General features: G+C 29.2%; 29 protein-coding genes, 2 tRNA genes, 2 rRNA genes and 1 other annotated feature. Of the genes, 27 read left to right on the forward strand and 6 right to left on the reverse strand.

What is annotated here, in order from left to right; genetic code table 11:
* From LQE93_RS08230 to LQE93_RS08245, 4 genes are all read left to right on the forward strand, one after another.
* A 23S ribosomal RNA gene (locus tag LQE93_RS08230) occupies positions 1-113 on the forward strand; the annotation flags it as partial.
* 122 nt (positions 114-235) lie between these two features.
* Positions 236-352 (forward strand): 5S ribosomal RNA (gene rrf, locus LQE93_RS08235).
* Positions 353-357: 5 nt separating this feature from the next.
* Positions 358-433, forward strand: a tRNA-Phe gene (locus LQE93_RS08240).
* Between the two features lie 5 nt (positions 434-438).
* A tRNA-Cys gene (locus LQE93_RS08245) sits at positions 439-513 on the forward strand.
* A gap of 148 nt (positions 514-661) precedes the next feature.
* On the opposite strand, the gene LQE93_RS08250 is transcribed toward LQE93_RS08245, so the two are convergent.
* A complete protein-coding gene (locus LQE93_RS08250) occupies positions 662-1,609 on the reverse strand; it encodes a magnesium transporter CorA family protein (protein WP_231072971.1) in 948 nt (315 codons plus the stop codon).
* A gap of 227 nt (positions 1,610-1,836) precedes the next feature.
* On the opposite strand from LQE93_RS08250, the gene LQE93_RS08255 reads away from it, so the two are divergent.
* Positions 1,837-2,340: a hypothetical protein gene (locus tag LQE93_RS08255; RefSeq protein ID WP_055266966.1), complete on the forward strand. Its 504-nt coding sequence runs from the start codon at positions 1,837-1,839 to the stop codon at positions 2,338-2,340.
* A gap of 13 nt (positions 2,341-2,353) precedes the next feature.
* Here LQE93_RS08255 and LQE93_RS08260 read toward each other — a convergent pair whose 3' ends face one another.
* Entirely contained in the window at positions 2,354-3,508 is a 1,155-nt protein-coding gene (locus tag LQE93_RS08260) for a M20 family peptidase (RefSeq protein ID WP_231072973.1), read from the reverse strand.
* 133 nt (positions 3,509-3,641) lie between these two features.
* Here LQE93_RS08260 and LQE93_RS08265 point away from each other — a divergent pair, with 133 nt between their 5' ends.
* The 7 genes from LQE93_RS08265 to LQE93_RS08295 all read left to right on the forward strand — a co-directional run bounded on the left by LQE93_RS08265 (position 3,642) and on the right by LQE93_RS08295 (position 7,378).
* On the forward strand, positions 3,642-3,833 hold the full coding sequence (locus tag LQE93_RS08265) for a sigma factor G inhibitor Gin (protein ID WP_055266970.1): 192 nt from the start codon (positions 3,642-3,644) through the stop codon (positions 3,831-3,833).
* A 44-nt stretch (positions 3,834-3,877) separates the two neighbouring features.
* Complete coding sequence (locus tag LQE93_RS08270) at positions 3,878-4,555, forward strand: dTMP kinase (protein ID WP_055266972.1); 678 nt, start codon at positions 3,878-3,880, stop codon at positions 4,553-4,555.
* A gap of 141 nt (positions 4,556-4,696) precedes the next feature.
* A complete protein-coding gene (locus LQE93_RS08275) occupies positions 4,697-5,026 on the forward strand; it encodes a cyclic-di-AMP receptor (RefSeq protein ID WP_055266974.1) in 330 nt (109 codons plus the stop codon).
* Positions 5,027-5,052: 26 nt separating this feature from the next.
* Complete coding sequence (locus tag LQE93_RS08280) at positions 5,053-5,985, forward strand: DNA polymerase III subunit delta' (RefSeq protein ID WP_231072975.1); 933 nt, start codon at positions 5,053-5,055, stop codon at positions 5,983-5,985.
* A gap of 4 nt (positions 5,986-5,989) precedes the next feature.
* Positions 5,990-6,895, forward strand: a complete 906-nt coding sequence (locus tag LQE93_RS08285) for a PSP1 domain-containing protein (RefSeq protein WP_231072983.1) — start codon at positions 5,990-5,992, stop codon at positions 6,893-6,895.
* Between the two features lie 10 nt (positions 6,896-6,905).
* Complete coding sequence (locus LQE93_RS08290; protein WP_055266981.1) at positions 6,906-7,112, forward strand: heavy-metal-associated domain-containing protein; 207 nt, start codon at positions 6,906-6,908, stop codon at positions 7,110-7,112.
* A gap of 95 nt (positions 7,113-7,207) precedes the next feature.
* Complete coding sequence (locus LQE93_RS08295) at positions 7,208-7,378, forward strand: DUF362 domain-containing protein (protein ID WP_032116987.1); 171 nt, start codon at positions 7,208-7,210, stop codon at positions 7,376-7,378.
* A 36-nt stretch (positions 7,379-7,414) separates the two neighbouring features.
* Here the strand turns inward: LQE93_RS08295 and LQE93_RS08300 are convergent, their stop codons facing one another.
* Positions 7,415-8,044, reverse strand: coding sequence for an MBL fold metallo-hydrolase (locus LQE93_RS08300; protein WP_231072985.1), 630 nt, complete (start codon positions 8,042-8,044; stop codon positions 7,415-7,417).
* Positions 8,045-8,230: 186 nt separating this feature from the next.
* On the opposite strand from LQE93_RS08300, the gene LQE93_RS08305 reads away from it, so the two are divergent.
* From LQE93_RS08305 to LQE93_RS08315, 3 genes are all read left to right on the forward strand, one after another.
* Positions 8,231-8,686, forward strand: a complete 456-nt coding sequence (locus tag LQE93_RS08305; RefSeq protein ID WP_055266987.1) for a CtsR family transcriptional regulator — start codon at positions 8,231-8,233, stop codon at positions 8,684-8,686.
* A gap of 76 nt (positions 8,687-8,762) precedes the next feature.
* On the forward strand, positions 8,763-11,201 hold the full coding sequence (locus LQE93_RS08310) for an ATP-dependent Clp protease ATP-binding subunit (protein WP_186837941.1): 2,439 nt from the start codon (positions 8,763-8,765) through the stop codon (positions 11,199-11,201).
* A 235-nt stretch (positions 11,202-11,436) separates the two neighbouring features.
* A complete protein-coding gene (locus tag LQE93_RS08315; protein ID WP_231072987.1) occupies positions 11,437-12,903 on the forward strand; it encodes an NADP-dependent glyceraldehyde-3-phosphate dehydrogenase in 1,467 nt (488 codons plus the stop codon).
* A 109-nt stretch (positions 12,904-13,012) separates the two neighbouring features.
* On the opposite strand, the gene LQE93_RS08320 is transcribed toward LQE93_RS08315, so the two are convergent.
* Positions 13,013-13,240: a glutaredoxin family protein gene (locus LQE93_RS08320; RefSeq protein WP_055266995.1), complete on the reverse strand. Its 228-nt coding sequence runs from the start codon at positions 13,238-13,240 to the stop codon at positions 13,013-13,015.
* A 62-nt stretch (positions 13,241-13,302) separates the two neighbouring features.
* Positions 13,303-13,464: a hypothetical protein gene (locus tag LQE93_RS08325; protein ID WP_156334267.1), complete on the reverse strand. Its 162-nt coding sequence runs from the start codon at positions 13,462-13,464 to the stop codon at positions 13,303-13,305.
* A gap of 125 nt (positions 13,465-13,589) precedes the next feature.
* Here LQE93_RS08325 and LQE93_RS08330 point away from each other — a divergent pair, with 125 nt between their 5' ends.
* The 4 genes from LQE93_RS08330 to disA all read left to right on the forward strand — a co-directional run bounded on the left by LQE93_RS08330 (position 13,590) and on the right by disA (position 17,686).
* Positions 13,590-14,312 (forward strand): GntR family transcriptional regulator, encoded by a 723-nt coding sequence (locus LQE93_RS08330; protein WP_231072989.1) that lies wholly within the window; start codon positions 13,590-13,592, stop codon positions 14,310-14,312.
* A complete protein-coding gene (nagB, locus tag LQE93_RS08335) occupies positions 14,309-15,037 on the forward strand; it encodes a glucosamine-6-phosphate deaminase (RefSeq protein ID WP_231072991.1) in 729 nt (242 codons plus the stop codon). The genes LQE93_RS08330 and nagB overlap by 4 nt, the downstream gene beginning before the upstream one ends.
* A gap of 150 nt (positions 15,038-15,187) precedes the next feature.
* Positions 15,188-16,570, forward strand: a complete 1,383-nt coding sequence (gene radA / locus LQE93_RS08340; RefSeq protein WP_231073108.1) for a DNA repair protein RadA — start codon at positions 15,188-15,190, stop codon at positions 16,568-16,570.
* Positions 16,571-16,621: 51 nt separating this feature from the next.
* On the forward strand, positions 16,622-17,686 hold the full coding sequence (gene disA, locus LQE93_RS08345) for a DNA integrity scanning diadenylate cyclase DisA (protein WP_055267006.1): 1,065 nt from the start codon (positions 16,622-16,624) through the stop codon (positions 17,684-17,686).
* 34 nt (positions 17,687-17,720) lie between these two features.
* Here disA and LQE93_RS08350 read toward each other — a convergent pair whose 3' ends face one another.
* A complete protein-coding gene (locus LQE93_RS08350) occupies positions 17,721-18,119 on the reverse strand; it encodes a hypothetical protein (protein WP_055267008.1) in 399 nt (132 codons plus the stop codon).
* A 282-nt stretch (positions 18,120-18,401) separates the two neighbouring features.
* Between LQE93_RS08350 and LQE93_RS08355 the strand changes: the two genes are divergently transcribed.
* From LQE93_RS08355 to sigH, 8 genes are all read left to right on the forward strand, one after another.
* Positions 18,402-19,493, forward strand: coding sequence for a PIN/TRAM domain-containing protein (locus tag LQE93_RS08355; RefSeq protein ID WP_186837938.1), 1,092 nt, complete (start codon positions 18,402-18,404; stop codon positions 19,491-19,493).
* Positions 19,494-19,502: 9 nt separating this feature from the next.
* Positions 19,503-20,171 carry a 2-C-methyl-D-erythritol 4-phosphate cytidylyltransferase gene (gene ispD / locus LQE93_RS08360; protein ID WP_055267013.1) on the forward strand — a complete coding sequence of 223 codons (669 nt, stop codon included), beginning with the start codon at positions 19,503-19,505 and terminating at the stop codon, positions 20,169-20,171.
* A gap of 63 nt (positions 20,172-20,234) precedes the next feature.
* Positions 20,235-20,416: a binding site (T-box leader), on the forward strand.
* Positions 20,417-20,524: 108 nt separating this feature from the next.
* On the forward strand, positions 20,525-22,234 hold the full coding sequence (locus LQE93_RS08365) for a proline--tRNA ligase (protein ID WP_231072993.1): 1,710 nt from the start codon (positions 20,525-20,527) through the stop codon (positions 22,232-22,234).
* 74 nt (positions 22,235-22,308) lie between these two features.
* Positions 22,309-23,709 (forward strand): cysteine--tRNA ligase, encoded by a 1,401-nt coding sequence (gene cysS / locus LQE93_RS08370; protein ID WP_231073000.1) that lies wholly within the window; start codon positions 22,309-22,311, stop codon positions 23,707-23,709.
* A gap of 149 nt (positions 23,710-23,858) precedes the next feature.
* Positions 23,859-24,281 (forward strand): Mini-ribonuclease 3, encoded by a 423-nt coding sequence (locus LQE93_RS08375; protein WP_055267021.1) that lies wholly within the window; start codon positions 23,859-23,861, stop codon positions 24,279-24,281.
* Between the two features lie 13 nt (positions 24,282-24,294).
* Entirely contained in the window at positions 24,295-25,170 is an 876-nt protein-coding gene (rlmB, locus tag LQE93_RS08380) for a 23S rRNA (guanosine(2251)-2'-O)-methyltransferase RlmB (protein ID WP_186837936.1), read from the forward strand.
* A 22-nt stretch (positions 25,171-25,192) separates the two neighbouring features.
* Positions 25,193-25,702: an NYN domain-containing protein gene (locus tag LQE93_RS08385; RefSeq protein WP_231073007.1), complete on the forward strand. Its 510-nt coding sequence runs from the start codon at positions 25,193-25,195 to the stop codon at positions 25,700-25,702.
* 29 nt (positions 25,703-25,731) lie between these two features.
* Positions 25,732-26,376, forward strand: coding sequence for an RNA polymerase sporulation sigma factor SigH (gene sigH, locus LQE93_RS08390; protein ID WP_055267027.1), 645 nt, complete (start codon positions 25,732-25,734; stop codon positions 26,374-26,376).
* Positions 26,377-26,447 lie beyond the last annotated feature (71 nt).

Consider the following 26,447-nt stretch of genomic DNA (forward strand, 5'->3'; position numbering starts at 1 on the left):
CCCATAGCATAAGCTAGTAAGACCCCTTGAAGAACACAAGGTTGATAGGTCAGAGGTGTAAGTGCGGTAACGTATTTAGCTGACTGATACTAATAGGTCGAGGGCTTGACCAATAAAAAATATAAAATTCATGTGCAATTTTCAGAGAACAAAATTCTTTGAAAAAGGAAACTCACTCAACAGAGTTGAGGAGTACAAGACTCTAACTAAATCGAAGATTTAGAGAATCATAGCATCAGGTGATGATGGCGTAGAGGAAACACTCCTTCCCATTCCGAACAGGAAAGTTAAGCTCTACAGCGCCAATGGTACTGCACGGGAGACTGTGTGGGAGAGTAGGACGTTGCCTGGTAATGTGGCTCGATAGCTCAGTCGGTAGAGCAGAGGACTGAAAATCCTCGTGTCCCTGGTTCGATTCCTGGTCGAGCCACCAGGTACGGCGCCATAGCCAAGTGGTAAGGCAGAGGTCTGCAAAACCTTTATTCATCAGTTCAAATCTGATTGGCGCCTCCAAAAAACCTACAAGCAATGCTTGTAGGTTTTTATTTTTTCATTTAAAGTAAATTTATATTAATTAAAAATATACACAAAAAAACAATATATCCACAGGTGAAATTATTTTGCCTGTGGATATATTTTATATTAGTGGATAACTATAAAATTAACTAAACATATCTTTCTTATATAAAAGTATTGCAACAAATCCTGTTAATAAGAGTGTAAATATCATTATTATATTAAATGCATTAGGATCATCAGGGCTAAATGGAAGTAAAACATTCATTCCAAATATACCACCAATAATAGTTGGAATAGCCATTAATATTGTAACTGATGCTAACACCTTCATAACAATATTAAGATTGTTTGAAATTACTGAAGCAAAGAAGTCCATTGTACTAGCAAGTATATTACTATATATATCAGTCATTTCAATAGCTTGTTTATTCTCAATAATAACATCTTCTAATACATCTTGATCTTCAGGATATTTTTGCATTATTTCTAGTTTAAGCATTTTTTCCAAAGTAATTTCATTTGCCTTAAGAGATGTAGAAAAATAAACAAGGGATTTTTCTAATGAATGAAGTTGTATAAGCTCTCTGTTTTTCATAGACTTATGCAATCTTTTTTCAATCATTAAACTTTTTTTATCAATCTGTCTTAAATATATTAAATAATATGTAGAAACTCTACTTAATATTTGAAGAATAAATCTAGATTTTTTGAATGAGAAGAAAGATTTAACTTTATTGTTTATAAAATCAGTTAATATTCTACTATTTTTTAAGCAGACAGTTACTATTTGTTTTTCAGAATGAATAATTGCTAATGGATATGTATCATATGTAAGAGAATTATCTTCCATTTCCGTAAAAGGAATATCTACTATTACTAGGAGATAATCATCTTCAAAATCAATACGAGAAGTTTCTTCATCATCTAAAGGTGCTCTCAAAAAATTTAAAGGAACTCCTGTCTTTTTTGAAACTAATATAATCTCTTCTTCTGTAGGTGCTATCATGTTAATCCAACAACCAGGTTCAATATTATTTAAAGCTTTTAAATGAGGATTTGTTTCGCTTAAGCTTTTGTATATTTTAATCATAGATACCTCCAATTAAGTGAGTAATATTATTATATTTATCAGTATATCACAATAAAATTAGTAATAGATTTAAAACCTTAGATTAATGAAGATTTATTAAAGATTTATTAATTATTTTCATATAATCTATGAATAAGGCGAAATTTCCGAATGGAATTATACTATAATAATTAGTATAATCATAGCATTGTCAAAATTATTATATTTTATGGGGGATATATATTGTCATGCATAGAGAAGTTGTACACGGAAGGAAAATTCCTGCTATAATGATTTCATTATTAGCTATAACTATTGCTTTATATGCCGTTGAAATTGCTGAAATAGTGATAGGAAAAACTTTTCAAGTTTATAGAGTAATAGAGGTTCTGCTATTAATAATGATAGTATTTGTATTATTTAAGGAATTTAGACGCTGTAGTTTATCTTATAAATACTCAATAATTGCAGATAAGTTAATAATAAATAAATTAAATTGTAAAGGTGATAACATTTTAGAAAGCATAAGAATGCAGGATATTGTTTTCATAGGGAAAAAGGTTGAGATACCTAAAAAGCTATCAAAAATTAAATCTCATGGAAACTATTTGAGCAGCATAACTACTTCTAGAAAATGTTACTGTGTGTACAAGAGAAATGGACAACTTTTAAAGTTTTCATTTGAGCCAAGTGAAAGATTATTAAAAAGAGTATATGATAAAGTTAATATATTACAAGGTGAAGCTAATTAAATAGCTTCACCTTTTATTTTTCTTTAAAAAATTCATCTTTGATTTCATTAAGCAAAGTATTATTTGTTATTAAGTCTACAGCAGTAGCTGCTAATGATAAGGATGCTTTCATAGATTGCTCAAAGGCAAATGGTGATATTGTAGTTTCTGCAAATTCTTTGGTACCATATCTAATACTATTATCTTCAATTACCTTTATATAAGGATGTATACAAGGAACAGTTTTACTAACTATACCAATGCTTAATCCAGAGCGTACATCCCTTGGCGGACCTATATCAATTATTCCGTTTTCTTTAAGGTTATGGCTGAATAATCTATTTAAAGTTCTATTAGTAATTAACTCTTCATTAGGACATTCATATAGTGAAAAAGAGTATTGAACTCGAATAAGCTTTGAAACATAAATAGCTATTTCTCTTAATTTATTTTCTGCTATTCTAGCCATATCCATCTCTTTTGCTCTTATATAAAATTGGGCTTCACTTTCTATTGGAAGTAATAATGGAGTAAAACCACCTTGAGATAATATAGAGTTAACTTCAACATCTTTAGGAAATCCTTTTAATATAGAATTTAAAATATTGAAAGTCAATAATATACCATCTAATGAAGTATAGGTATCATTATTTAAAAAACTTAAACCACTATTACCTAAGAACTTAATCTTTAGAGGGACTATAGCAGCAGAAGTACCACTTTCATTAGTTGTTACATCGGGATGAGCTACTAATACAATATCTATATCATCAAAAACACCTTGCTTTACCATAATAGATTTTGTACCACCACGATATTCACCAGGACAACCAATTACTACAGCAGTTCCACCTATTTTATCAATTACTTTTGAAAGTGCTAGAGAAGCACCTAAAGAAGTTGTGGTTAATAAGTTATGACCAGTTAAATGACCTTCTCCAGGAACAGCATCATATTCGCATAAAAAGCAAATTTTGGGGTATGTATTTCCTTTAGAGGCATAAAAAGATGTCTCTAAATCGAGAAAATTCCTTTTTACATCAAAGCCATGAGATTCTAATAGATTGCATATAGAGTCACAAGCAAAAAATTCTTTATAACTATCTTCGGGATTAGCATATAAGTCTCTATTTAGTGTACGTAATTCATCATAACATGTAGATAAATAGGAAATCATTTCTTGATTCATTTAGTGATTCCTCCAGTTTAAAGTTTTAATATTATTTTTTCCATAAAGTATTTATTTTATAGCTTTTTATATTAAAGTATAAAAATATTAATTCTTGTCCAAAATTTTAAATATGAGACAAGGAGGGGTTATAATGATTAATAATAAGGAAATAATCTTAAAAAAGAAAAGACATTGTAAAATTTGTGGGAAGGCTCGTTATGATGGTATAATGATTATAAAAAGTTTCATATGTGAAGATTGCGTAAATAGTATTACTAATGAGGAATTTGATGATAAGCAATATGAGGATATGAAAAATAGAATAAAAGATATATTATTTTAAAAGTTAAGGAAAATACCTTACATACTTGAAAGGTGGGCTTATTTATGAGTAAAGGTAAATTAATTATTATAGAGTCAGGTTCAGATGCTAGTGGAAAAGCAACTCAATCTAAAAAATTATATGAAAGACTTATTAATGAAGGATATAATTGTATGAAAATAACTTTCCCAGATTACGATAGCGAGTCTTCAGCATTAGTAAAGATGTATTTAAGAGGTGAGTTTGGAAGCAATCCTAATGATGTTAGTCCATACGTTGCATCAACTTTTTATGCTGCTGATAGATACGCATCATTTAAAACTAAATGGGAAAAGTTCTATAATGAAGGTGGGATAATTATATCCGATAGATATACTACATCAAATATGGTACATCAAGCAGCAAAAATGGATGAAGAAGAAAAAGAGAAATTCTTGAATTGGTTAAGTGACTTAGAGTTTAACTTATATGCAATACCGAAGCCAGACCAAGTTATTTTCTTAGATGTAGATCCTATGGTAAGTCAAGAATTAATGAAAAATAGATTAAATAAGATAACTGGTGAGGAAGAAAAGGATATTCATGAAAGCAATGAGGAATATTTAATAAAATCATATAATAACTCACTTAAAATTGCTGAAAAATATAATTGGAATAAAGTTAAATGCACTGAAGGTAAGTTATTAAGAACTATTGATGATATTCATGAAGAGATATACAAAAAGGTTATAGAAGTAATTTAAAAGGATATAAAACATTTATTAATTGAACTATTGTAAAATTATAGATATATTTTATGTAAAACTAACATAAAAAATATTAAAACATTTAAATAGTATGATAAAATAATATAAAAGGGAAATTTATTGAGTGGAGGTAATTTTATGAAGTTAGTAATCGCAATAGTACAAGATGATGATGCTTTAGATCTAATTGAAGAACTTAATGATAAAGGTTTTAGAGTTACAAAGTTAGCAACTACAGGCGGATTTTTAAAGTCTGGTAACACAACATTAATGATAGGAGTAGAAAAGGATAAAGTTAATGATGTAGTTAAGGTTGTTGAAGATGTTTGTAAAATGAGAAAAGAAATAATACCAACACCAACTACTATGTCTAACGGAACTGGTATGTATATGCCATATCCTATGGAAGTTGAAGTAGGAGGAGCTACTATCTTTGTATTAGATGTAGATCAATTTATTAAAGTATAGAATATAGATGAAAAAGAGGCGTGAGTATGAGAAAGTTTATTGGGTATAGAGACTTAGTTATGAATTTCAACAAGCGATGTTCAAATGGAACTCTTTCTCATGCCCACCTTATTTGTGGTGAGGATGGAATTGGAAAGAGCGTTCTAGCGCTAAATTTAGCTAAATTAATACTTAAAGGTGATTTAGATAGGGAATATGTAGATATTATAAATTATAAGACTGAAAAGGCTTCCTTCGGAGTAGATGATGTAAGAGCTATTATAGAAGAAGTTCAAAAGAAACCTTTTGAGGGAGATAAGAAAGTGGTTATTATTCATGAAGGTAATAAGCTTACAGTTCAAGCTCAAAATGCATTATTAAAAACAATAGAGGAACCACCTTTAGGAGTGTACATAATAATACTATGTGAGAGTTTAGAGTTAGTTTTAGATACTATTAAATCTAGATGTGAAATATTTAAATTGACACCATTATCAAAAGAAGAGTTATATGAGTATGCTGAAATAAAAGGTTATGATAAAAATGAACCTGAAACAAAGGCAGCAATAGCATTTAGTTCTGGAATTCCGGGAAGAATAGATAGATATATTAATGATGATAAGCTTAAAGAATTAAGATGTAAAATTGTAGAATTATTAATTAAAATAACAAAAAATGATCCTGAAGCTCTATTAGAAGAAGAAGAAGTTTTAAATTCTTATAAGGGAGATAAAGAAGAAGTTCTAAGTATAATGGGTGATTTTATAAGAGACATAATGATTCATAAGGAAATCGAAAATGAAAGCTTAATTATAAATAGTGATAAAATTGATCAGATTAAAGAACTTACTAAGGAAATGTCTTTTAGGAAGTTAAATAACTTAATGAGTAGTATTGAAGAAGCTAGAAGAAACATTAAAAATAATGTTAATTGGGCAGTAACTATAAGAGTTATGCTTATTAGCTTTTTGGAGGTTTAAAAATATGATAAAAGTTGTAGGAGTGAGATTTAAAAAGGCTGGAAAGATATATTATTTTGATCCAACTGATTTAAAAATAGAAAAAGGTAATTATGTAGTAGTAGAAACTGCTAGAGGAATAGAATTTGGTGAATGTGTAATTGGAATAAAAGAAGTAAGAGAGGAGGATATAGTAGCACCTCTTAAAAGTGTTATAAGAATAGCATCACAAGAAGATATAGATAAGCATTTTGATAACAAAGCTAAAGAAGAAGCCGCATTTAATATATGCTTTAACAAAATTCAAGAACATAAATTAACAATGAAGCTTATTGATGTTGAATATACATTTGATAATAATAAAGTAATATTTTACTTTACAGCAGATGGTAGAGTAGATTTTAGAGAATTAGTAAAAGATTTAGCTACTATATTCAAAACACGTATTGAATTAAGACAAATCGGAGTTAGAGACGAAGCAAAGATGTTAGGTGGATTAGGTCCATGTGGAAGACCTATGTGTTGTTCTTCATTTTTAGGAGATTTTGCATCTGTTTCTATAAAAATGGCAAAAGAACAAAACTTATCACTTAATCCAACTAAGATATCAGGTATATGTGGACGTCTTATGTGCTGCTTAAATTACGAGCAAAGTACGTATGAAGATATTAGAAAGAGAATGCCTCAGGTTGGCTCAATAGTTAAAACTGAGGAAGGTACAGGAGAAGTTATAAGTAATAATACTGTTAAGGAAACAGTAAGAGTAAAATATAAAAAAGCTGGCGAAGAAATGGTAAATGACTTTAATATAGACAATATCGAATTAATTGAAGGAAACTATGAAGACTCAATAGATGATTCAGATATTAGATTAGAGATAGATTCAGAAGAGGATAAAAAGTTTATTAAGGCGTTAATTAAAGATAACTAAGGAGGATATTATGAAAATTTCAATAAAGATTAATAATTTAAATAAATCTACTGATGTAACTACTATTAGGAATATACTTACAAATGAAGAAGGTATAGTTGCATGTGAGATAAGCAAGGCTAAAAAAGAAGTTCAAATAGTATATGATAATTTAACTATATCATCAGAGGATATTATAAATCTTATTGAAATGGCAGGGTACATGATAGAATCTTAGAAGTGAACTTTATATCACATAATAAAAACACTTTGAAAAAAATATTGACTATGATACAATATATATGAAATTTAATAAGTGAGGGGGTTTTTTTAATGGCATACGTAATAGAAGATTCATGCGTAAACTGTGGAGCTTGTGCTGCTGAATGTCCAGTTAACGCTATCAGCCAAGGAGATACTCAATTTGTTATAGATGCAGATACTTGTATCGATTGCGGAAACTGTGCAAATGTTTGTCCAGTTGGAGCACCAGTAGCTGAATAGTTACTATAAAGAGTCACCTAAGTAGGTGGCTCTTTTTTAATGCTTTAAAAGTACTGTTAATGGAGTATTGTTAGGTAAATCATTAATATTAATTTCAGAGGAGTTTACATTATAAATATTTTTAGATTTAGATATAAAATCTAAAGGACCATCAAAATAAAAGTCATACTTATTACATTTATAGCACATTGGGATAATATATTTAGGAGTAAGTAGTTCAGATAGCTTATAACTTTCATTACCATTTAAACAAAGATTCCCACCAATAGGCAAGAATAAAATATCTACATTTTTTAGTATATTTATAATTTCTTCATTAAGAAAATGTCCTAAATATCCAAGATGGCATATTCTTAATTTATCTACTTCATAAAGATATATATAGTTTTTACCACGTTTTAATCCTGATACATTATCACTGTAGGATAAATATCCTTTAATTTTAATGTTATTTTCACAATATACTTCATCTCTAGTGATTATTTTAGCACCATACTTACTCAAATCAAAATTACTTATTTTATGAAAATCTTTGCTAAAGGTTATTATATCAAAAGTAGTATCAAAATCTAAAAGTTCTAATGGAGTAAATGGATCTATGAGAATTTTTTTGGATAAAGATGTTTTTATTAAAAATGAACTATTTCCTAACCATTTAATCTGCATTTATTATCACATCCTAGAATCTTGTTAAATATCTATATTTTAAGAGTATTGACTAAATAAAATCTAAATATTACAGAATTTAAATGAATTTTTTATATAAGGGAAAACTTTAAACATAGACACTAAAAAAATATTTGTATATAATTAAAGTCAAAGAAAGTCAAAGATGTTTAGGAAGGTGTTTTTATGGCAAGAATATCAGATGGTATAGCCGAATTTTTAAATAATATGATTGAGGAAAAAACCAGTAAGGAAATAATAATCCAGAGAAATGATTTAGCAGATAAATTTAATTGTGCTCCATCACAGATTAACTATGTATTGACTACTAGATTTAGTCACGAAAAAGGATATATTATCGAAAGCAGAAGAGGTGGTGGAGGCTATATAGTAATCAAGAAAATATCAAATGATAATAATGAAAAGATTGCTATGATGCTTAATGAAGCTATTGGTAAAAGTATAACTTACCAAGGTGCATTATCTTTAATTAATTATTTATTAGAGTTGAATCTAGTAACTGAAAGAGAATGTGATCTTATTAAAATGTCTGTAAATGATAGAATTTTAACATCTGTAGAAGATAAAAATAAGGTTAGAGCAGATATTTTAAGGGGTATGATAGCAGTTATTCTATCATAATAATTAATATAAATTTAAAATTAATGGTTAATTAATTTTATATAAATTATAACCTAGGGTATGGAGGTGTAAGAAAATGATATTTGGGAGGTTTACAGAAAGGGCACAAATAGTTTTAATAGAAGCACAACAAGAATCTCAAAAGTTTAAGCATGGATATATAGGAACTGAACATGTACTTTTAGGGATATTAAAAGAAAATGGATACGCTAGTCAATTATTAACTACTAAAGGATTGACTATAGATAAAGTTAGAGGGCTTACAGAAGAGTATTTAGGATTTGGAGATGAAGAGATATTATCAGGTGATATATTATTAACACCTAGAACAAAGAGATTATTTGATGATAGTTTAGAAGTGGCAAGAAAATACGGACAAAATTTTATTACACCAGAACATATTCTATTATCATTGATTAACGATGGAGAAGGTGTAGCTTATGCTATTCTTACAAGTTGTAAGGCTGATATCAATTCAATGAAAGATGATTTAGAAAAATACATTATGGGAAGCGAATTAAAAGAAGTAAAAAAGACAGCTTCAAAAGAAAAGAAAAACAATAAAACTCCTATGTTAGATCAATTTAGTAGAGATTTAACTCAATTAGCAAAAGATCAAAAATTAGATCCTGTAGTAGGAAGAGATGCTGAAACACAAAGAGTGTTAGAGATTCTATGTAGGAGAGTTAAAAATAATCCATGTTTAATTGGTGAACCAGGAGTTGGAAAAACAGCTGTAATAGAAGGATTAGCTCAAAGAATTGTACTAGGAGATATTCCAGAAAGTCTAAAAGATAAAAGAATTTTAACATTAGATATTACTGCTATGGTTGCTGGTGCAAAATATAGAGGTGAATTTGAAGATAGATTAAAGAAAATTATGGCCGAGTTACGACAAGAAGAGGACATTATTGTATTTATAGATGAGATACACACTATAGTAGGAGCTGGAGGAGCAGAAGGAGCTATAGATGCGTCTAATATTTTAAAGCCTGCATTAGCAAGAGGAGAAATAAAATGTATTGGTGCAACTACAATAGATGAATATAGAAAGCATATAGAAAAAGATGCAGCTTTAGAAAGAAGATTTCAACCAGTAAATATTGAGGAACCATCACCAGAGGATACATTAAAGATATTATTTGGACTTAGGGATAAATATGAGTCACATCATAAAGTTAAAATAACTGATGAAGCTTTAAAAATGGCAGTTAGCTTAGGTGAAAGATATATAAATGATAGATATATGCCAGATAAGGCTATAGATTTGATTGATGAAGCTGCAGCAAAGGTAAGAATATCTAAACTAACGTTACCACCTGAAATAAAAGAAAAAGAGGTGGCTATAGAAAAGGCTATAAATGAAAAAGAAGATGCTATAAAAAATCAAGATTTTGAAAAGGCAGCTAATTTAAGAGATAAAGAAAAACGATTGAGAGATGAGTTCTATGAGATTCAGAATAGATGGAATACAAAGAATTGTTCAGAAGTTTATCTTGTAGATGAAGAAGATATTGCTAAGGTTGTATCAACCTGGACTAAGGTTCCTATATCAAGACTTACAGAAAAAGAATCAGATAGACTTTTGCATTTAGAGGATATATTAAAAAGTAAAGTTATTGGTCAAGATGAAGCTATAAGTGCTATATCTAGAGCTGTAAAAAGAGCTAGAATAGGGCTTAAAGATCCTAATAGACCTATAGGAACATTTATATTCTGTGGGCCAACAGGTGTTGGAAAAACTGAGTTATCAAAAGCATTAGCTGAAGCTATGTTTGGTAATATGAATAATCTTATAAGATTAGATATGTCTGAATACATGGAAAAGCATTCAGTTTCACGACTTATAGGATCTCCTCCAGGATATATAGGGTATGACGAAGGCGGGCAATTATCAGAAGCTGTTAGAAGAAAACCATATTCTGTAGTGTTATTAGATGAAATAGAAAAGGCTCATCCAGATATATTTAATATTTTACTTCAAATTATGGAAGATGGAAGATTAACAGATAGTAAAGGTAAGATGATTAGCTTCAAGAATACTATAATTATAATGACATCTAATGTAGGAGCTGAAAATATTAAAAAGCAAAAACAGGTCGGTTTTGCTTCAAATAAAGATACTGGTAAAGCAGAATATGAAAAGATGAAAGAAGTAATAGAAGGTGCATTGAAAAAAGCCTTTAGACCAGAATTTTTAAATAGATTAGATGAAATAATAATATTTAATCAATTAAATGAAGATAGTATATTAAAAATTGTAGATATAATGATAAACGAGACAATGGGAAGGTTAAAAGAAAAGAACATATTTATTGATTATGATAAAGATTTAAGTAAATTTATTGCTGAAAAAAATAAGGAAAAAGATTTTGGTGCACGACCTTTAAGAAGAATAATTACTCGAGAAATTGAAGATAAATTGAGTGATGAAATAATTAAAGGTGATATAGTTGATGGAGATAAACTTCTTATTCAATGTAATGAGCAAGGTATAGAGTTTGCACATAAATAAATACTAATCTATATAGTATTTTTATGAGTAGTTATAATTAAATATAAATTATTAAATATTTTTTAGGTTTAATAATTAATTTGAAGAAGCTTAGATTATAAATTTAAGCTTCTTTTTTTATTTTAATAATTTATATCTAAATTTAATTATAGATAAGTTTATCTTATGTTAAATAATAAAAGTGAAATAGGTGGGAGAAAATAAATAATAAATTAATAGGGAGGAGAATAATCATATGTTTAGTAATTTAATCGGACAAGAGAGAAAGTTTAGAAATTTAATTAATGGGAAATGGTGTGATAGCAAAAGTGGCAGCTTTATAGAGATTAAATCGCCAACAGACGGCAAAGTAGTTGGAAAGATACCAGCAATGACAAAGGAAGAGGTAAATGATGTAGTTATGATAGCACAAAAAGCACATAACAAGTGGAAAGATGTACCTATAAATGAAAAAGCAAAAATTCTTTATAAAGTTGCAGACATATTACAAGAGAGAATAGATGAGTTATCTGATATTCTTATAAGAGAGATTGCTAAAGATAGAAAAAGCGCTGAGTCCGAAATTAACAGAACTGCTGATTACATAAGATTTACTGCTGATACAGCTAAAAATATGTTTGGAGAAACTATAGTAAGTGATAGCTTTCCTGGATTTGATAAAAATAAAATATCTGTTGTTACTAGAGAGTCAATGGGAGTAGTTCTTGCAATTTCTCCGTTTAATTATCCTATAAATTTATCAGCTTCTAAAATAGCACCAGCATTAATAGCTGGGAATACCGTAGTATTAAAACCTGCTACACAAGGTAGTCTTTGTGGATTATATTTAGCAAAAGTTTTTGATGAAGCTGGAGTTCCAGCTGGTGTTCTAAATACTGTAACAGGAAGAGGAAGTGAAATAGGAGATTATATAGTAACTCATCCAGAGATAGATTTTATTAACTTTACAGGAAGTACTGAAGTTGGAATGAGAATAGCAAGTATAACAAGTATGGTTCCATTGTTAATGGAATTAGGTGGGAAAGATGCAGCAATTGTATTAGATGATGCAGACCTTGATTTAGCAGCAGCTAATATAGTAGCTGGAGCATATTCTTATTCAGGACAACGTTGTACTGCTGTTAAGAGAATATTAGTAGTTGATAAAGTTGCAGATGAATTGGCAGATAAGATTAAAAGAAAGGTATTAGAGCTTAAGGTAGGAAATCCGACAGATGAAGGAGTAACTATAACTCCATTAATTGATGATAAAGCAGCTGATTTTGTGTGGGAACTTATAGAGGATGCTAGAGAAAAAGGAGCACATTTGTTAGCTGGTGGAAAGAGAGAAAATAATATTATATATCCAACTTTATTCGATTATGTTACTGAGGACATGAGATTAGCATGGGAAGAGCCATTTGGACCAGTTTTGCCGATTATTAGAGTAAAAGATAAAGAGGAAGCCATATTAATAGCCAATAAATCTGAATATGGGTTGCAGGCATCAGTATTTACTAAAAATATAGATGAAGCTTTTTATATAGCAGATAAGTTAGAAGTAGGAACTGTTCAAATTAATAATAAACCAGAAAGAGGCCCAGATCATTTTCCGTTTTCAGGTGTAAAAGCATCAGGAATAGGTACTCAAGGAATTAGATATTCTATAGAAGCAATGTCAAGAAGAAAGGGAGTTATAATTAATTTAAATAATCGTAATTAATGAAAGTTAAAATAAATAAATAAATAAATAAATAAATAAATAAAGCCAGCTTATGCTGGCTTTAAAACTTATAGTTTTTATGTTTTAAACTTGTAATTGTCAATTGAAATTAAGCATTAAGTGCAGTATCAATTGCAGGCTTATCAAAACCTATTATGATAGTTCCATTTACATCTAAAACAGGAACTCCCATTTGTTTAGATTTTTTTATCATTTCTTCTCTAGCAACCATATCCTCTTGAACATTTAATTCTTCAAACTCGATTCCTTTTGATTTTAAATAGCTCTTAGCTTTATCACACCAAGGACAAGTATTAGTTGAATAAACTTTAACCATAAAGTACCTCCTAAAATAGTAATCTTAATACTAATATATCATATAATATATATTATAAATAGTTATTTAATCATATTACTATTATCTAAGTTAGAATTTATAACCATATTTTCTAAAGAGGAATCTGTAAAATTATCAAGATAATCATTACTCATATCTTTTGGTCTATAATCAGTTAGTATATTTTTACCGTTTATATTATCATAATAAGATTTTGAAAACATAATAACATCTCCTAAACTTTTTATAATTAGTATTAGTAAGTTTAATAAAAATATACAAAGATTTTTTAAAACTGGTATAGACATCTATAATTCTGAACGTTATAATATGATTAGGAGGCGATACTATGATTGATAAGAATAGTCCTATACCGGTATACTTCCAATTAAAAAATGACTTAGTTAAAAAAATTGCACAAGGTCTTTGGAAACCTGGTGAATGTATAGCCAGCGAAAGAGAATTATGTGAAATCTATGGCGTAAGTAGAATGACTATAAGACAAGCTATAGGGGAATTAGTTCAAGAAGGAGTTTTAACTAGATTAAAAGGTAAAGGTACTTTTGTATGTGAGCAAACTGTAAAACAACAAGATATGATGAGTTTTACAGAGATGATAAAGCAAACTGGTAGAGAGTTGAGAACAGAAGTTATTAACTTCGATATTATAGATACACCGGATGATATGCAAGATACTTTTATGCTAGATAAGGTTTATAAAATTGAACGAAGAAGAATAGTTGATAATGAATGTATAGCAGTAGAGACTGTATTTATACCTGTAGATTATTGTGGTCATATTAATAATGAGATGTTAAAAGGATCATTATATAAAATTTTAGAGCATTTTGGATATTCAATAAGTAATTCTACTTCATCTATAGTAGCTGTTGATATAACAGATGAAATAAAAGAAAAGTTTGATACTAAAGAGAATTTTCCGGTGCTTAAGATAATAGGAAAAACTTTTGCTAATAAAAATAAAGTATTATTTATTGAAGAGGCATTATATAGATCAGATAAGTTTACATTACAAGTGAATATTTCACGTAGAGAGGGAGAGATTATATGAAATTAATAGTTACTAAAAATTATGAAGAATTAAGTAAAGTTGCAGCAGACGAATTTGCTAAAGTTATAATAGAGAAACCAGAAGCAGTTTTAGGACTAGCTACTGGAGGATCACCAGTAGGAATGTATAAAGAGTTAATAGCTAAGTGTGAAAATAATGAATTAGATTTTTCTAAATGTACTTCAATAAACTTAGACGAATATATTGGATTAAATCCAGAGCATGAGCAAAGCTACAGAAATTTCATGAATACTAATTTATTCAATCACATAAATATTGATAAAGCTAAGACTTTTGTACCAAATGGATTAGCAGAAAATTTAGAAGAAGAATGTAAGAATTATGATAAGAAAATTGAGGAACTTGGCGGAATAGATGTTCAATTATTAGGTATTGGAAACAATGGACATATTGCATTTAACGAACCAGGAGAAGAATTATCAGCAGGAACTCATATAATTTCATTAACAGAAAGCACTATAGAAGCAAATGCTAGATTCTTTGATTCAATTGATGAAGTTCCAAGAAAAGCATTAACTATGGGACTAGGCGGAATTATGAAAGCTAAAAAAATAATCTTAATAGCGTCAGGTGAAGGAAAAGCAGAAGCTATTAAAGGATTATTCTCAGGAAAGATTACAACTGATAATCCAGCTACAATGCTACAAATGCATAGAGATGTAGTTGTTATAATTGATGAAGCGGCAGCAAAATTAATAAAATAATTATCATTTATAAAAAATCATCGTTAATATTTTTAACGATGATTTTTTGTATTTTGTATATTTTTTTATTTTAATTATGATATATTAGAAAGAGTGAAATAAGTTAAGAATACTAATATATAAGTACAACAGAAGTGGTGAATCGGTATGGTGAAAATAAAAACAGTTTATATCTGTAGGGATTGTGGGTATGAAACACCAAAATGGTTAGGAAAATGTCCAGATTGCAATAATTGGAATACTTTTGAGGAAGAGGTAGTTCAGGCTAAAAGTACGAGTAAAACAGTAACAGCAACAAGAACTCCTAAAAAGGTAGCCAAGAAACTTACAGAGGTAACTTCTAGCAAAAGTGATAGAATAGTTACAGGAATTAATGAATTTGATAGAGTTATGGGTGGTGGAATAGTAAAAGATTCTATTACCATAATTACGGCTAGACCTGGTGCGGGAAAGTCAACGTTACTTTTACAAGTGGCAGATTGTATAGCTAAGAAAGGGCATAAAGTTATATATGCATCAGGAGAAGAAAGTGATAGCCAAATAAAAAATAGAGCAGATAGAATATTAGAGAAAATTAATGATAATATATGGGTTCTTCAAGAAACTAATTTAGATAATGTTGTTGATTCTATAGAAGAGATAGATCCAGACTTAATTATTATAGATAGTATACAGACCTTTACTATGGAGGGCTATTTACCTGCAAGAGCAGGTTCTCCGACTCAGACTATGGAGTGTGCTAATGAATTATTAAGGGTTGCTAAAAATGATAAAAGACAGAGAGCGGTTATAATTGTTGGACAAATGACAAAAGCAGATGAACTTGCTGGTCTTAGAGCTTTAGAACATTTAGTAGATACTGTATTAATAATAGAAGCTGATAGTGATGAAGAACTAAGAGGACTAGTAAGTTCCAAAAATAGATTTGGAAGCACAGGAGAAACAGGATTTTTCCAAATGACTGAAAAAGGTATGATGTCTATAGATAATCCATCAGAATTTTTTATGACTAAAAGAGATGAAGGAGAATTAGTATCAGGAAGTACGTTAACAGTTATAAAGGAAGGATCAAGAGCTATAATAACAGAAATAGAAAGCTTAGTATCTAAGACTTTTACTCCTTATCCAACTAGAATAGGGGAGACTTTAGGCAAAGATAAGTTAAATACTTTAATTTCTATTCTTGAGCAAAGAGGTGGAATAAATCTTTACGATAAAAATGTAATAATTAAGACCACCGGAGGTATGAGAATTAGAGAGCAGGGTATTAATTTAGCCGTAATAATGAGTATTGTATCTTCGGTTAAGCAAAAAGGGATAGAGGGAAATATTGCTTTTATCGCAGATGTAGGATTAACTGGAGAACTTAAAAAAGTACCTTCTTTAGAAGGTAGAGTGAAAGAGCTTGCAAGAATGGGATTTAAGAGGGTATATGTAGCAAAAGATTCTTTTGCTAAGGGTACTGTATTTAAAGGTATAGAAGTTATAGCATTAAAAACTTTAAATGATGTAATATTCCATGTCTATAGATAATAAATAATAGAGATTCGCAATAATAATAGAATTAATAATTAGGTGATTATAATGAGAATAAAGGAAGATAATGAAATAAAAAATATACTTAAATTAGTCAGTCCAGGAACAAGTTTAAGAGAGGGATTAGATAACATACTAAGAGCTAAAACTGGTGGATTAATAATAATTGGTGACGGTGAAAATGTAATGAAGCTAGTAGATGGTGGATTTAATATTAATTCAGAATATACACCAGCATATGTATACGAACTAGCAAAGATGGATGGAGCTATTGTTATAAGTGGAGATTTAAAAAAGATAGTTTCTGCTAACGCTCAACTTATACCAGATTCAACAATAGCTACTTTCGAAACAGGAACTAGACATAGAACAGCTCAAAGAATAGCAAGACAAACTGGAACCCTTGTCATAGCAATCTCACAAAGAAGAAACATAATTACAATATATAAAGGTGACCTAAAATACATACTTAAGGATAGTAGTGTTATTTTAGCAAATGCTAACCAAGCAATACAGACTTTAGAAAAGTATGTTAATGTATTAGAGAAAGTTATTAATAACTTAAATATTCTTGAATTTCAAGATTTAACTACAGTATTTGATGTAACTACAGCTATACAAAGAACTGAAATGGTAATGAGAATAGTTGAGGAAATTAAAAAGCATATAGTTGAATTAGGTAATGAAGGAAGACTAATTTCTATGCAGCTTAATGAATTAATAAAAAATATTGAAAGAGATGGAATACTTTTAATTAAAGATTATTGTAATGATGAAGCTGACGCTGATGAAATTTATAAGGAAATTCAAAAGCTAAATTCTGAAGAGCTATTAGACTTAGATAATCTGTCTAAATTATTGGGATATGCTGGAGTGTCGTTAGTGGATACTTTAATATCTCCAAAGGGATATAGAATTCTTTCTAAGATTCCTAGAATACCAACGAGTATTATTGAAAATCTTATTAAGCATTTTGATAGCCTTAAAAATGTTATTAAAGCATCAAAAGAAGATCTTGATATGGTTGAGGGGATAGGAGAAGCTAGAGCTACTGCAATAAGAAATGGATTGAAAAGAATTAAAGAACAAATATATTTAAAAAAAGAATTATAAAAAAATATGGCAGTAAATTTACTGCCATATTTTTTTATCTAAAATTAAATTTTCCTAAAGTATTAATTTTATTATCTTCTTTTATAAGTACATCATATAAACTTATATTTAGTGCATTACACAAGGAAGTAAGATAAAACATATTATTACCCATTTCACGCTCAATTACATCACGACAAGTTTCACAAAGTTCGCCATCTAAATGATTATTTAAAGAATTATAAAAATCTTCAAGGCTATCTTGGTCTTGAGGAGAAGATTGTTTATCTGCATTTATTTTAATACAACCACAATTTGTAACAGCCTTAGCAACAGCTCTATTTACTCTAGCACTAGATTCAGAATATTTTGTTAAAATATCTAAAATGCTTTTATGTCTTAGTAATGAATCATCCACATCATTTTGGAAATTATCGAATATAACGTCCTTCATCTCGCCTCAACTCCTTAGAATAATAATGCTTGTAAATTAATTATAGTTTTTTTCTGTTAATTCTGTCAATATATCCATCAGCTGAAGGATTAATATTATAATAATAAATGTAAATGTTTTTTAATAGGGGGTAAAGAAAAATATATTTGATATGTAATTAGATAATTATTCCTAAAATTGATAAATACTATGTTATAATTAATATTGGTTATATATGTATCTATAAGATAAATATAAGGGTATAATAGAAAGTGTAACATTTATGACAAAGGAGGTTAAAAGGTGTTAAAGAAGTTATTTAGAATAATAATTACTACTATAGGATTTATACTAGGGTATGTAGTAGGAGATGGATTATTAAACGTATTTAGTGATTTAGAGGTGAAATTATTACAAAGTCCAATAAGTAAGATAGTATTTTTATTTTTTGTTATTTTAGTGTTCGGTATTATATTATATTTTATATCACCTATTATCTACAAAGGACTTAATAAAATAATAGACACAGTAGAAAAAAGTGTACAAAAGGTGAGTGCAAGTGAATTGGTATACGGAACTGTTGGAACTATAGTAGCCTTACTTATAGCTTCGCTAATTGGGATTCCTGTGGTAGGTATACATCCAGTAGCTGGACCAATATTACTTGTTTTGATTGAACTAGTAGCGGTAATAATTGGTGTAAAAATATTTGTTGAGAAAAAAGATGATATAAATAGTATGATTGGAAACATGAAGAAAAGTTCTTCAAAAGAGAAAAAACATAAAAATAATGCTAAGAATATATCTAATGTATTAGATACATCTGTAATTATTGATGGTAGAATCTTTGATATATGTAAGACTGGATTTATTTCAGGAACTTTAATTATACCAAGCTTTGTATTAGATGAATTAAGACATATTTCAGATTCCTCAGATTCATTAAAGAGAAATAGAGGTAGAAGAGGTTTAGATATACTAAATAAAATTCAAAAGGAACTTGAAATTGAAACAGAAATATGGGAAGGGGATTTCCCAGAAATAGCTGAAGTAGACTCAAAGCTATTAAAATTAGCTCAAACATTAAATGGAAAAGTAATTACTAATGATTATAATTTAAATAAAGTTGCTGAAGTCCAAGGTGTTCCTGTGTTAAATATTAATGAATTAGCTAATGCAGTTAAACCAGTAGTTCTTCCAGGAGAAGAAATGAAGGTTGTTGTGAATAAAGAGGGAAAAGAATCATCACAAGGAGTAGCTTACTTAGATGATGGAACTATGATAGTAGTTGAAGGTGGAAAGAAATTTATTGGAGAGCAATTAGATGTAATAGTAACTTCTGTATTACAAACAGCAGCAGGAAGAATGATTTTTGCAAAACAAAAGGAGAATTAAAATTATCTTATGACTAGTGTTATTATATTAGCAGGTGGAAAAGGGAAAAGAATGGGAAGTAAAGTTAGTAAGCAGTTTATCGAAATAAAAGGTAAACCAATTTTATACTATACTTTAAAAAAGTTTATAGATAATAAAAATATAGATCAAATAGTGCTAGTTTTACCTAAAGATGAAATAGAATATTGTAAAAAAGAAGTTTTAGAGAAATATTCATTGAAGGTTGATAAAATAGTTGAAGGTGGAGCTGAAAGACAGGATTCTGTGTATAATGCTCTTAAAAGTATGAATGATACAGATATAGTTCTTATTCATGATGGAGCAAGACCGATAATTTCTGATAATTTAATAGATGAGGGAATTAGATGTGCTAAGAAATATGGAGCAGCAGCACCAGGAGTTATGCCGAAAGATACGATAAAAGTAAAGAATAAAGAAAACTTTTCTATAGATACTCCTGATAGAAGTACTTTAGTAGCTATTCAAACACCACAAGTATTTAACTACGATAATATATTAAAGTGCCATGAAAAAGTTAAGGAAAATGGAGATGTAGTTACAGATGATACTATGGTATCCGAAAAATACGGATATAAGGTGTATTTATATGACGGAGAGTATACAAATATAAAAATAACTACTCCAGATGATATAATTTTAGCTGAAAGGCTTGTATAAGCTAATAATAGCTAATATTGACATAAGTTTTTTGGAACTATATAATAAATTATAAATATTAAATTTAAAGCAGTGAAGAAGAATAGTAGAAATCGCCTTTTTCAGAGAGAGAATCCGTGGCTGTAAGATTCTCAACTAGATTTTGAACCAGCTTCGGAGTTATAGGTAAAAACTATCGGTCTAATACCGTTATCATTATTAAGAGCACAAATTTAGGTGGTACCGCGATACAAGTCGCCCTAATTATATAATTAGGGACGGCTTTTTTTAATTGTAGAACAATATGCTAATTTTATAGTTATTTTAAATTATGAATAGCGATGATAAATATAAACAAATTGGAGGAACTAATTATGAAAATGTCAAATATGTTAGTATCAACATTAAGAGAAGTGCCAGCAGAAGCAGAAATTGATAGCCATAAGCTAATGCTTAGAGCTGGAATGATTAGAAAAATGGCTGCTGGTGTATATAACTATATGCCAATTGGTTTAAAGGTATTAAAGAATGTAGAAGATATAGTAAGAGAAGAAATGAATGCTGCAGGAGCTCAAGAATTTTTAGCATCAGCTCTTTTACCTGCTGAATTATGGCAAGAATCAGGAAGATGGGGAGTTTATGGAGCTGAATTATTCAGATTAAAAGATAGAGGAAATAGAGAGTTTTGTTTAGGACCTACTCACGAAGAAGTATTTACTGATATAGCTAGAAATGAAATAAAATCTTATAAGCAATTACCAGTTAATCTTTATCAAATTCAAACTAAATATAGAGATGAGAGAAGACCAAGATTCGGAGTTATGAGATCAAGAGAATTCATAATGAAAGATGCTTATAGCTTTGATAAAGACCAAGCAGGATTAGATGCTTCATATGATAAGATGCACGATGCTTACGTAAAAATATTCAATAGATGTGGAATAGATGCTAAGTGCGTTGCTGCTGATTCAGGAGCTATCGGTGGATCAAATTCAGCAGAATTTATGGTTAAATCAGAAGTTGGTGAAGATGATGTAGTATTCTGTACTTGTTGTGATTATGCAGCTAATATAGAAAAGGCTCCATCAACACCAGAGGTTGCAGAAGCTGAAGAATTAAAAGAAATGATTAAGACTGAAACTCCAAACATTAGAACAATAGAAGAGTTAGTTAAATTCTTTAATACTACTGAAAAGAAATTTGCTAAAACTTTAATCTTTAATGCTGATGGCAAGATAGTTGCAGTTATGGTTAGAGGAGATAGAGAAGTTAATGAAGTTAAAGTATCAAATGCTTTAGGTGGAATTGTAGATTTAAATATGGCTACAGCAGAAGAAGTTTTTGCAGCTACTAATGCTGGAGTAGGATTTGCAGGACCAGTAGGTATAAAGGTAGATACTTTATTAGTTGACGAGGAAGTTTCAAAGATGTTTAACTTTGTAGTTGGAGCAAATGAAACAGGATATCACTTAGAAAATGTTAACTATGGAAGAGACTTTGAAGGAACAGTTGGTGATTTCAGAAATATAACTATAGGAGAAAAGTGTCCAGAGTGTGGAGGAGAAGTTACTATTGCAAGAGGGACAGAAGTAGGTCATATCTTCAAGTTAGGAACTAAGTACTCTGAAGCAATGAATGCAACATTTATAGATGAAAATGGTAAAAATGTACCATTTGTAATGGGATGCTATGGAATAGGTGTTACTAGAACAATGGCTTCTATAATAGAACAACATCATGATGAAAATGGTATTATATGGCCACTTTCAGTTGCACCATATCATGTATCAGTAATTCCTGTAAATATTAAAGATGAAGCTCAAATGGAAATAGCAAATAAGTTATATAATGAATTAAGAGCTATGGGTGTAGATGCTATATTAGACGATAGAAATGAAAGACCTGGAGTTAAGTTTAAAGATTCAGAACTTATAGGAATTCCAATGAGAGTTACTGTTGGTAAAAAGATATCTGATGGAGAAGTTGAATTCAAATTAAGAGATGGGGAAATGGAAGTAATAAAAATTGATTCTGTTTTAGATGTTGTTAAATCTCAATTTGATAAACAAGGAGTAAGATTATAAGATAATAAAGCTTGATTCACTTAGTGGTGAATAAGTAAGTTTATAAAAAATTCAATTAAGGAGGTTTGAAGAGAATGAAAGTTTTTAATAGCTTAACTAGAAAAAAAGAAGAGTTTGTACCGTTAGAGCCAGGAAAGGTTAAGATGTATGTTTGTGGTCCTACAGTATATAACTTCTTTCATATAGGGAATGGTAGAACATTTATCGTTTTTGATACTATAAGAAGATATTTTGAGTATAGAGGATACGAAGTTAATTATGTTCAAAATTTCACTGATATAGATGATAAAATGATAAATAGAGCAAATGAAGAAGGAACTACAGTAAAAGAAATCGGAGATAAGTATATCTGTGAATATTATAAAGATGCAGATGGACTAAATATTAAGAGAGCTACTGTAAATCCAAGAGCTACTGAATATATAACAGATATTGTTGAATTTGTTAAGGGATTAGTTGATAAAGGATATGCTTATGCTGTTGATGGAGATGTATATTTTAGAACTAAGAAATTTGAAGCTTACGGACAATTAATAGGTCAAAACTTAGATGATTTACAAGCTGGTGCAAGAATAAATGTAGATGAGAGAAAAGAAGATCCAATGGATTTTGCTATTTGGAAGGCACAAAAACCAGGTGAGCCTGCATGGGAAAGTCCATGGGGACTTGGAAGACCAGGATGGCATATTGAATGTTCTTGTATGGCAAAGAAATTATTAGGCGATACTATAGATATACATGCAGGTGGTATGGATTTAACGTTCCCACACCATGAAAATGAAATAGCACAAAGCGAAGCCTTAACAGGAAAGAAATTTGCAAACTATTGGTTACATGCAGCATTCTTAAATGTTAATAATCAAAAAATGTCTAAATCATTAAATAACTTCTTAACAGCAAGAGATGCTTTAAAAGAATATGATGCAGATGTTATAAGATTTTTAATGCTTTCAGGTCACTACAGAATTCAATTAAACTTTAGCACTGAATTATTAGATTCAGCTAAAGCTTCAGTTGAAAGATTATATAATGCTATAGGAAACTTAGAAAGCTTAATTGATGAAGTGAAGTTAGAATCTATGACTGATGAAGAAAAGAAATATCTTGATAGCTTAGATTCTTATAGACAAAGATATATCGAAAAAATGGATGATGACTTTAACACAGCCGATGCAATTTCAGTTCTATTTGATTTAGCACGAGATGTAAATACAAATGTAACTATTAATTCGTCAAAAGAACTTTGTGAAAAAGCTTTAGAATTAATAAGAGAATTAGGTATGCCTTTAGGAATATTACAAAAAACAACTAAAGTAAGCTTAGAAGAAGAAGTTGAAGCTTTAATTCAAGCAAGACAGGATGCAAGAAAAAATAGAGATTTTGCATTAGCTGATAAGATAAGAGATGATCTTAAAGCTAGAGGAATAATTTTAGAAGATACTCCTCAAGGAGTTAGATGGAAAAAGGCTGACTAAGATTTAATTAATAATGGTAGAGTAATTAGAGTTAAGAGTTAATAATGAAGAGTTAAGAGTAAAAGAAAAGTAAGTTTTAGCCTTAACTTTTAACTCTTAACTTTTAAATTTTAATAGAAAATTACCATTGTTATAGATAGAGGTGAAAAATGTTACAAGATTATAGAGAAAAAGAATTTACACCTAAAGATGCTAGATTATTAAATCCACTTCAACTAGCTTTAATAGGAGATGCTGTTTATGAACTTTTTATTAGAAATTATATATTAGCTAATAACGTAGAATTAACAGCACATAAAATTCATGTAAAAGCTATTGGATATGTTAAAGCAAAAAGTCAATCTACTATTATGCACTTATTAGAAGAAGAATTGACTGAAGAAGAGAGTTATATCTTTAAAAGAGGAAGAAACACAAAATCTGCAACAGTTCCGAAAAATGCAGATGTAAGAGATTATAGAATGGCAACTGGTTTTGAAGCACTTATTGGCTATTTACATTTAATAGGTAATTATGAAAGATTAAATTACATAATGAATAAAGCCGTGACTACAGAACTTAATAAGAAATAAAGGAGAGTCTATTATGGCTAAAAGAGAAAACCCAAGAAGAAGAGAAAGAGAATTTAATAAATTTCAAGAGAAGCAAGCTAGAGCAGAAAGAAGAAGAGATTATTCAGATAACTACTCAAAGAGAAATAATGAAGCAATGCATGAAGAAATAAGAGAAGACTTAGTTTTAGGAAGAAATGCAGTTATAGAAGCCTTAAAAAGTGATACAACAATAGAATATTTATGTGTAAGCAAAGGTGACTTAGAAGGGTCAATAAAAGTAGTACTTAGTTTAGCAAAAGATAAAAATGTTGTAATTAAAGAAGTAGATAGAAGAAAATTAAATGAAATGTGTGGAGGAGCAAATCACCAAGGTGTTATAGCTAAGGTTACTCCATTTAAATATTCTGAAGTGACAGATATTATTAATCGTGCTAAGAGAAAAGGTGAAGATCCTTTCATAGTAATATTAGATGAAATAGAAGATCCTCATAATTTAGGATCAATAATAAGAACAGCAGAATTATGTGGGGTACATGGAATAATTATTCCAAAAAGAAGAAATGTTGGAGTAACTCCTACAGTGTATAAGTGTTCAGCAGGTGCTATTGAGCATATGAGAATAGCTAAAGTTACCAATATAAATGCGACGATTGACCAATTAAAGGAAGAAGGCATATGGATATATGGAGCAGATATAGATGGTAAAGATTTTAGCTATAATACAAACTTTTCTGGGCCATGTGCATTAGTTATAGGTAGTGAAGGTAGAGGAATTTCTAAACTTACACTAAAGAAATGTGATGTATTAGTTAAAATCCCTATGATTGGAAAAATTAACTCTTTAAATGCTTCAGTAGCAGGTGGTATAATGATGTATGAAGTATTAAAAGGAAGATTAACAAAATAATTGTTATATAAAGGTGTTCAATGTGAAAATTATATTTGTTGATGGTTACAATGTAATAAATAGTTGGAGTAATTTAAAGAGAGAAAAAGAAATTAGTTTAGATAGTGCAAGACAAAAACTAGTTGATATATTGCATAATTATGGAGCTATTAATAGATGTAAGATTGTTATAGTTTATGATGGACATAGAGTAACTGGTAATATTGAAAACAAATACGAACACAATAAAAACTTATTAGTTGTATTTACTAAGGATGGAGAAACTGCTGATGCATATATTGAAAGAGAGGTACATAATTTAGGGAGAAGATTTGAAGTTTATGTAGTAACTTCTGACTCCTTAGAACAACAAACAATCTTTCAAAGAGGAGCTGTAAGAATATCAAGTATAGAGTTCTATAACTTAGTACGAGTTGATATTGAGAATGTAAAAAAAAATAGTAAAAAAGTTCATGTATCAGCTAAAAATACTTTAGAAGATAATTTAGATGAAGATGTTTTGAAAAAACTAGAAGCTATTAGGAGAAGTTAATAAATGGTATTGGGGGGTGGAGGAAGTTTATGAATGAAGAAAGAGATTTTAATTCTGTAGAATATTTCTATAAATGTGAATCAGAAGAACAAATAGTTGAAGAAGCTAAAAAAGGAAACAAAAGAGCTCAAGAGTTTATTATTTCTAAGTATGAGAATTTTGTTAAGGTTAAAGCTAAATCCTATTTTTTAATAGGTGCAGATAAAGAGGATATATATCAAGAGGGTATGATAGGCTTATATAAAGCAATAAGAGATTTTAATGGAGAAAAATCTACTTCATTTAGAGCTTTTGCAGAGTTATGTATTACGCGTCAAATAATAACTGCAATAAAAACAGCTACAAGACAAAAGCATATTCCTCTAAATACATATATATCTTTGAACAAACCTGTATCAGAAGAAGAATCAGATAGGACTTTATTAGACATAATATCTAGTATAAGAACAACTGATCCTGAAGAGCTTATTATAAGTCAAGAGCAAAAAGAATTCATTGAAGAGGAAATTAATAAGGTATTATCAGACTTAGAAATTCAAGTATTACAATCTTATTTAGAGGGTAAGTCATATCAGGAGATAGCTTGTGATTTAGATAGGCATTCAAAGTCTATAGATAACGCTCTACAGCGTGTCAAGAAGAAGCTTGAAAAATGCCTTGTAAATAATAAATAATGTACTAATCTATATTGACAAAAAAAACAAATGCTAGTAAACTTTATAATTGGTATATTAAAGTGTAATAC

Origin of the sequence: Clostridium sp. NSJ-145 (assembly GCF_021044725.1) — a bacterium.
GTDB lineage: Bacteria > Bacillota > Clostridia > Clostridiales > Clostridiaceae > Clostridium > Clostridium disporicum_B.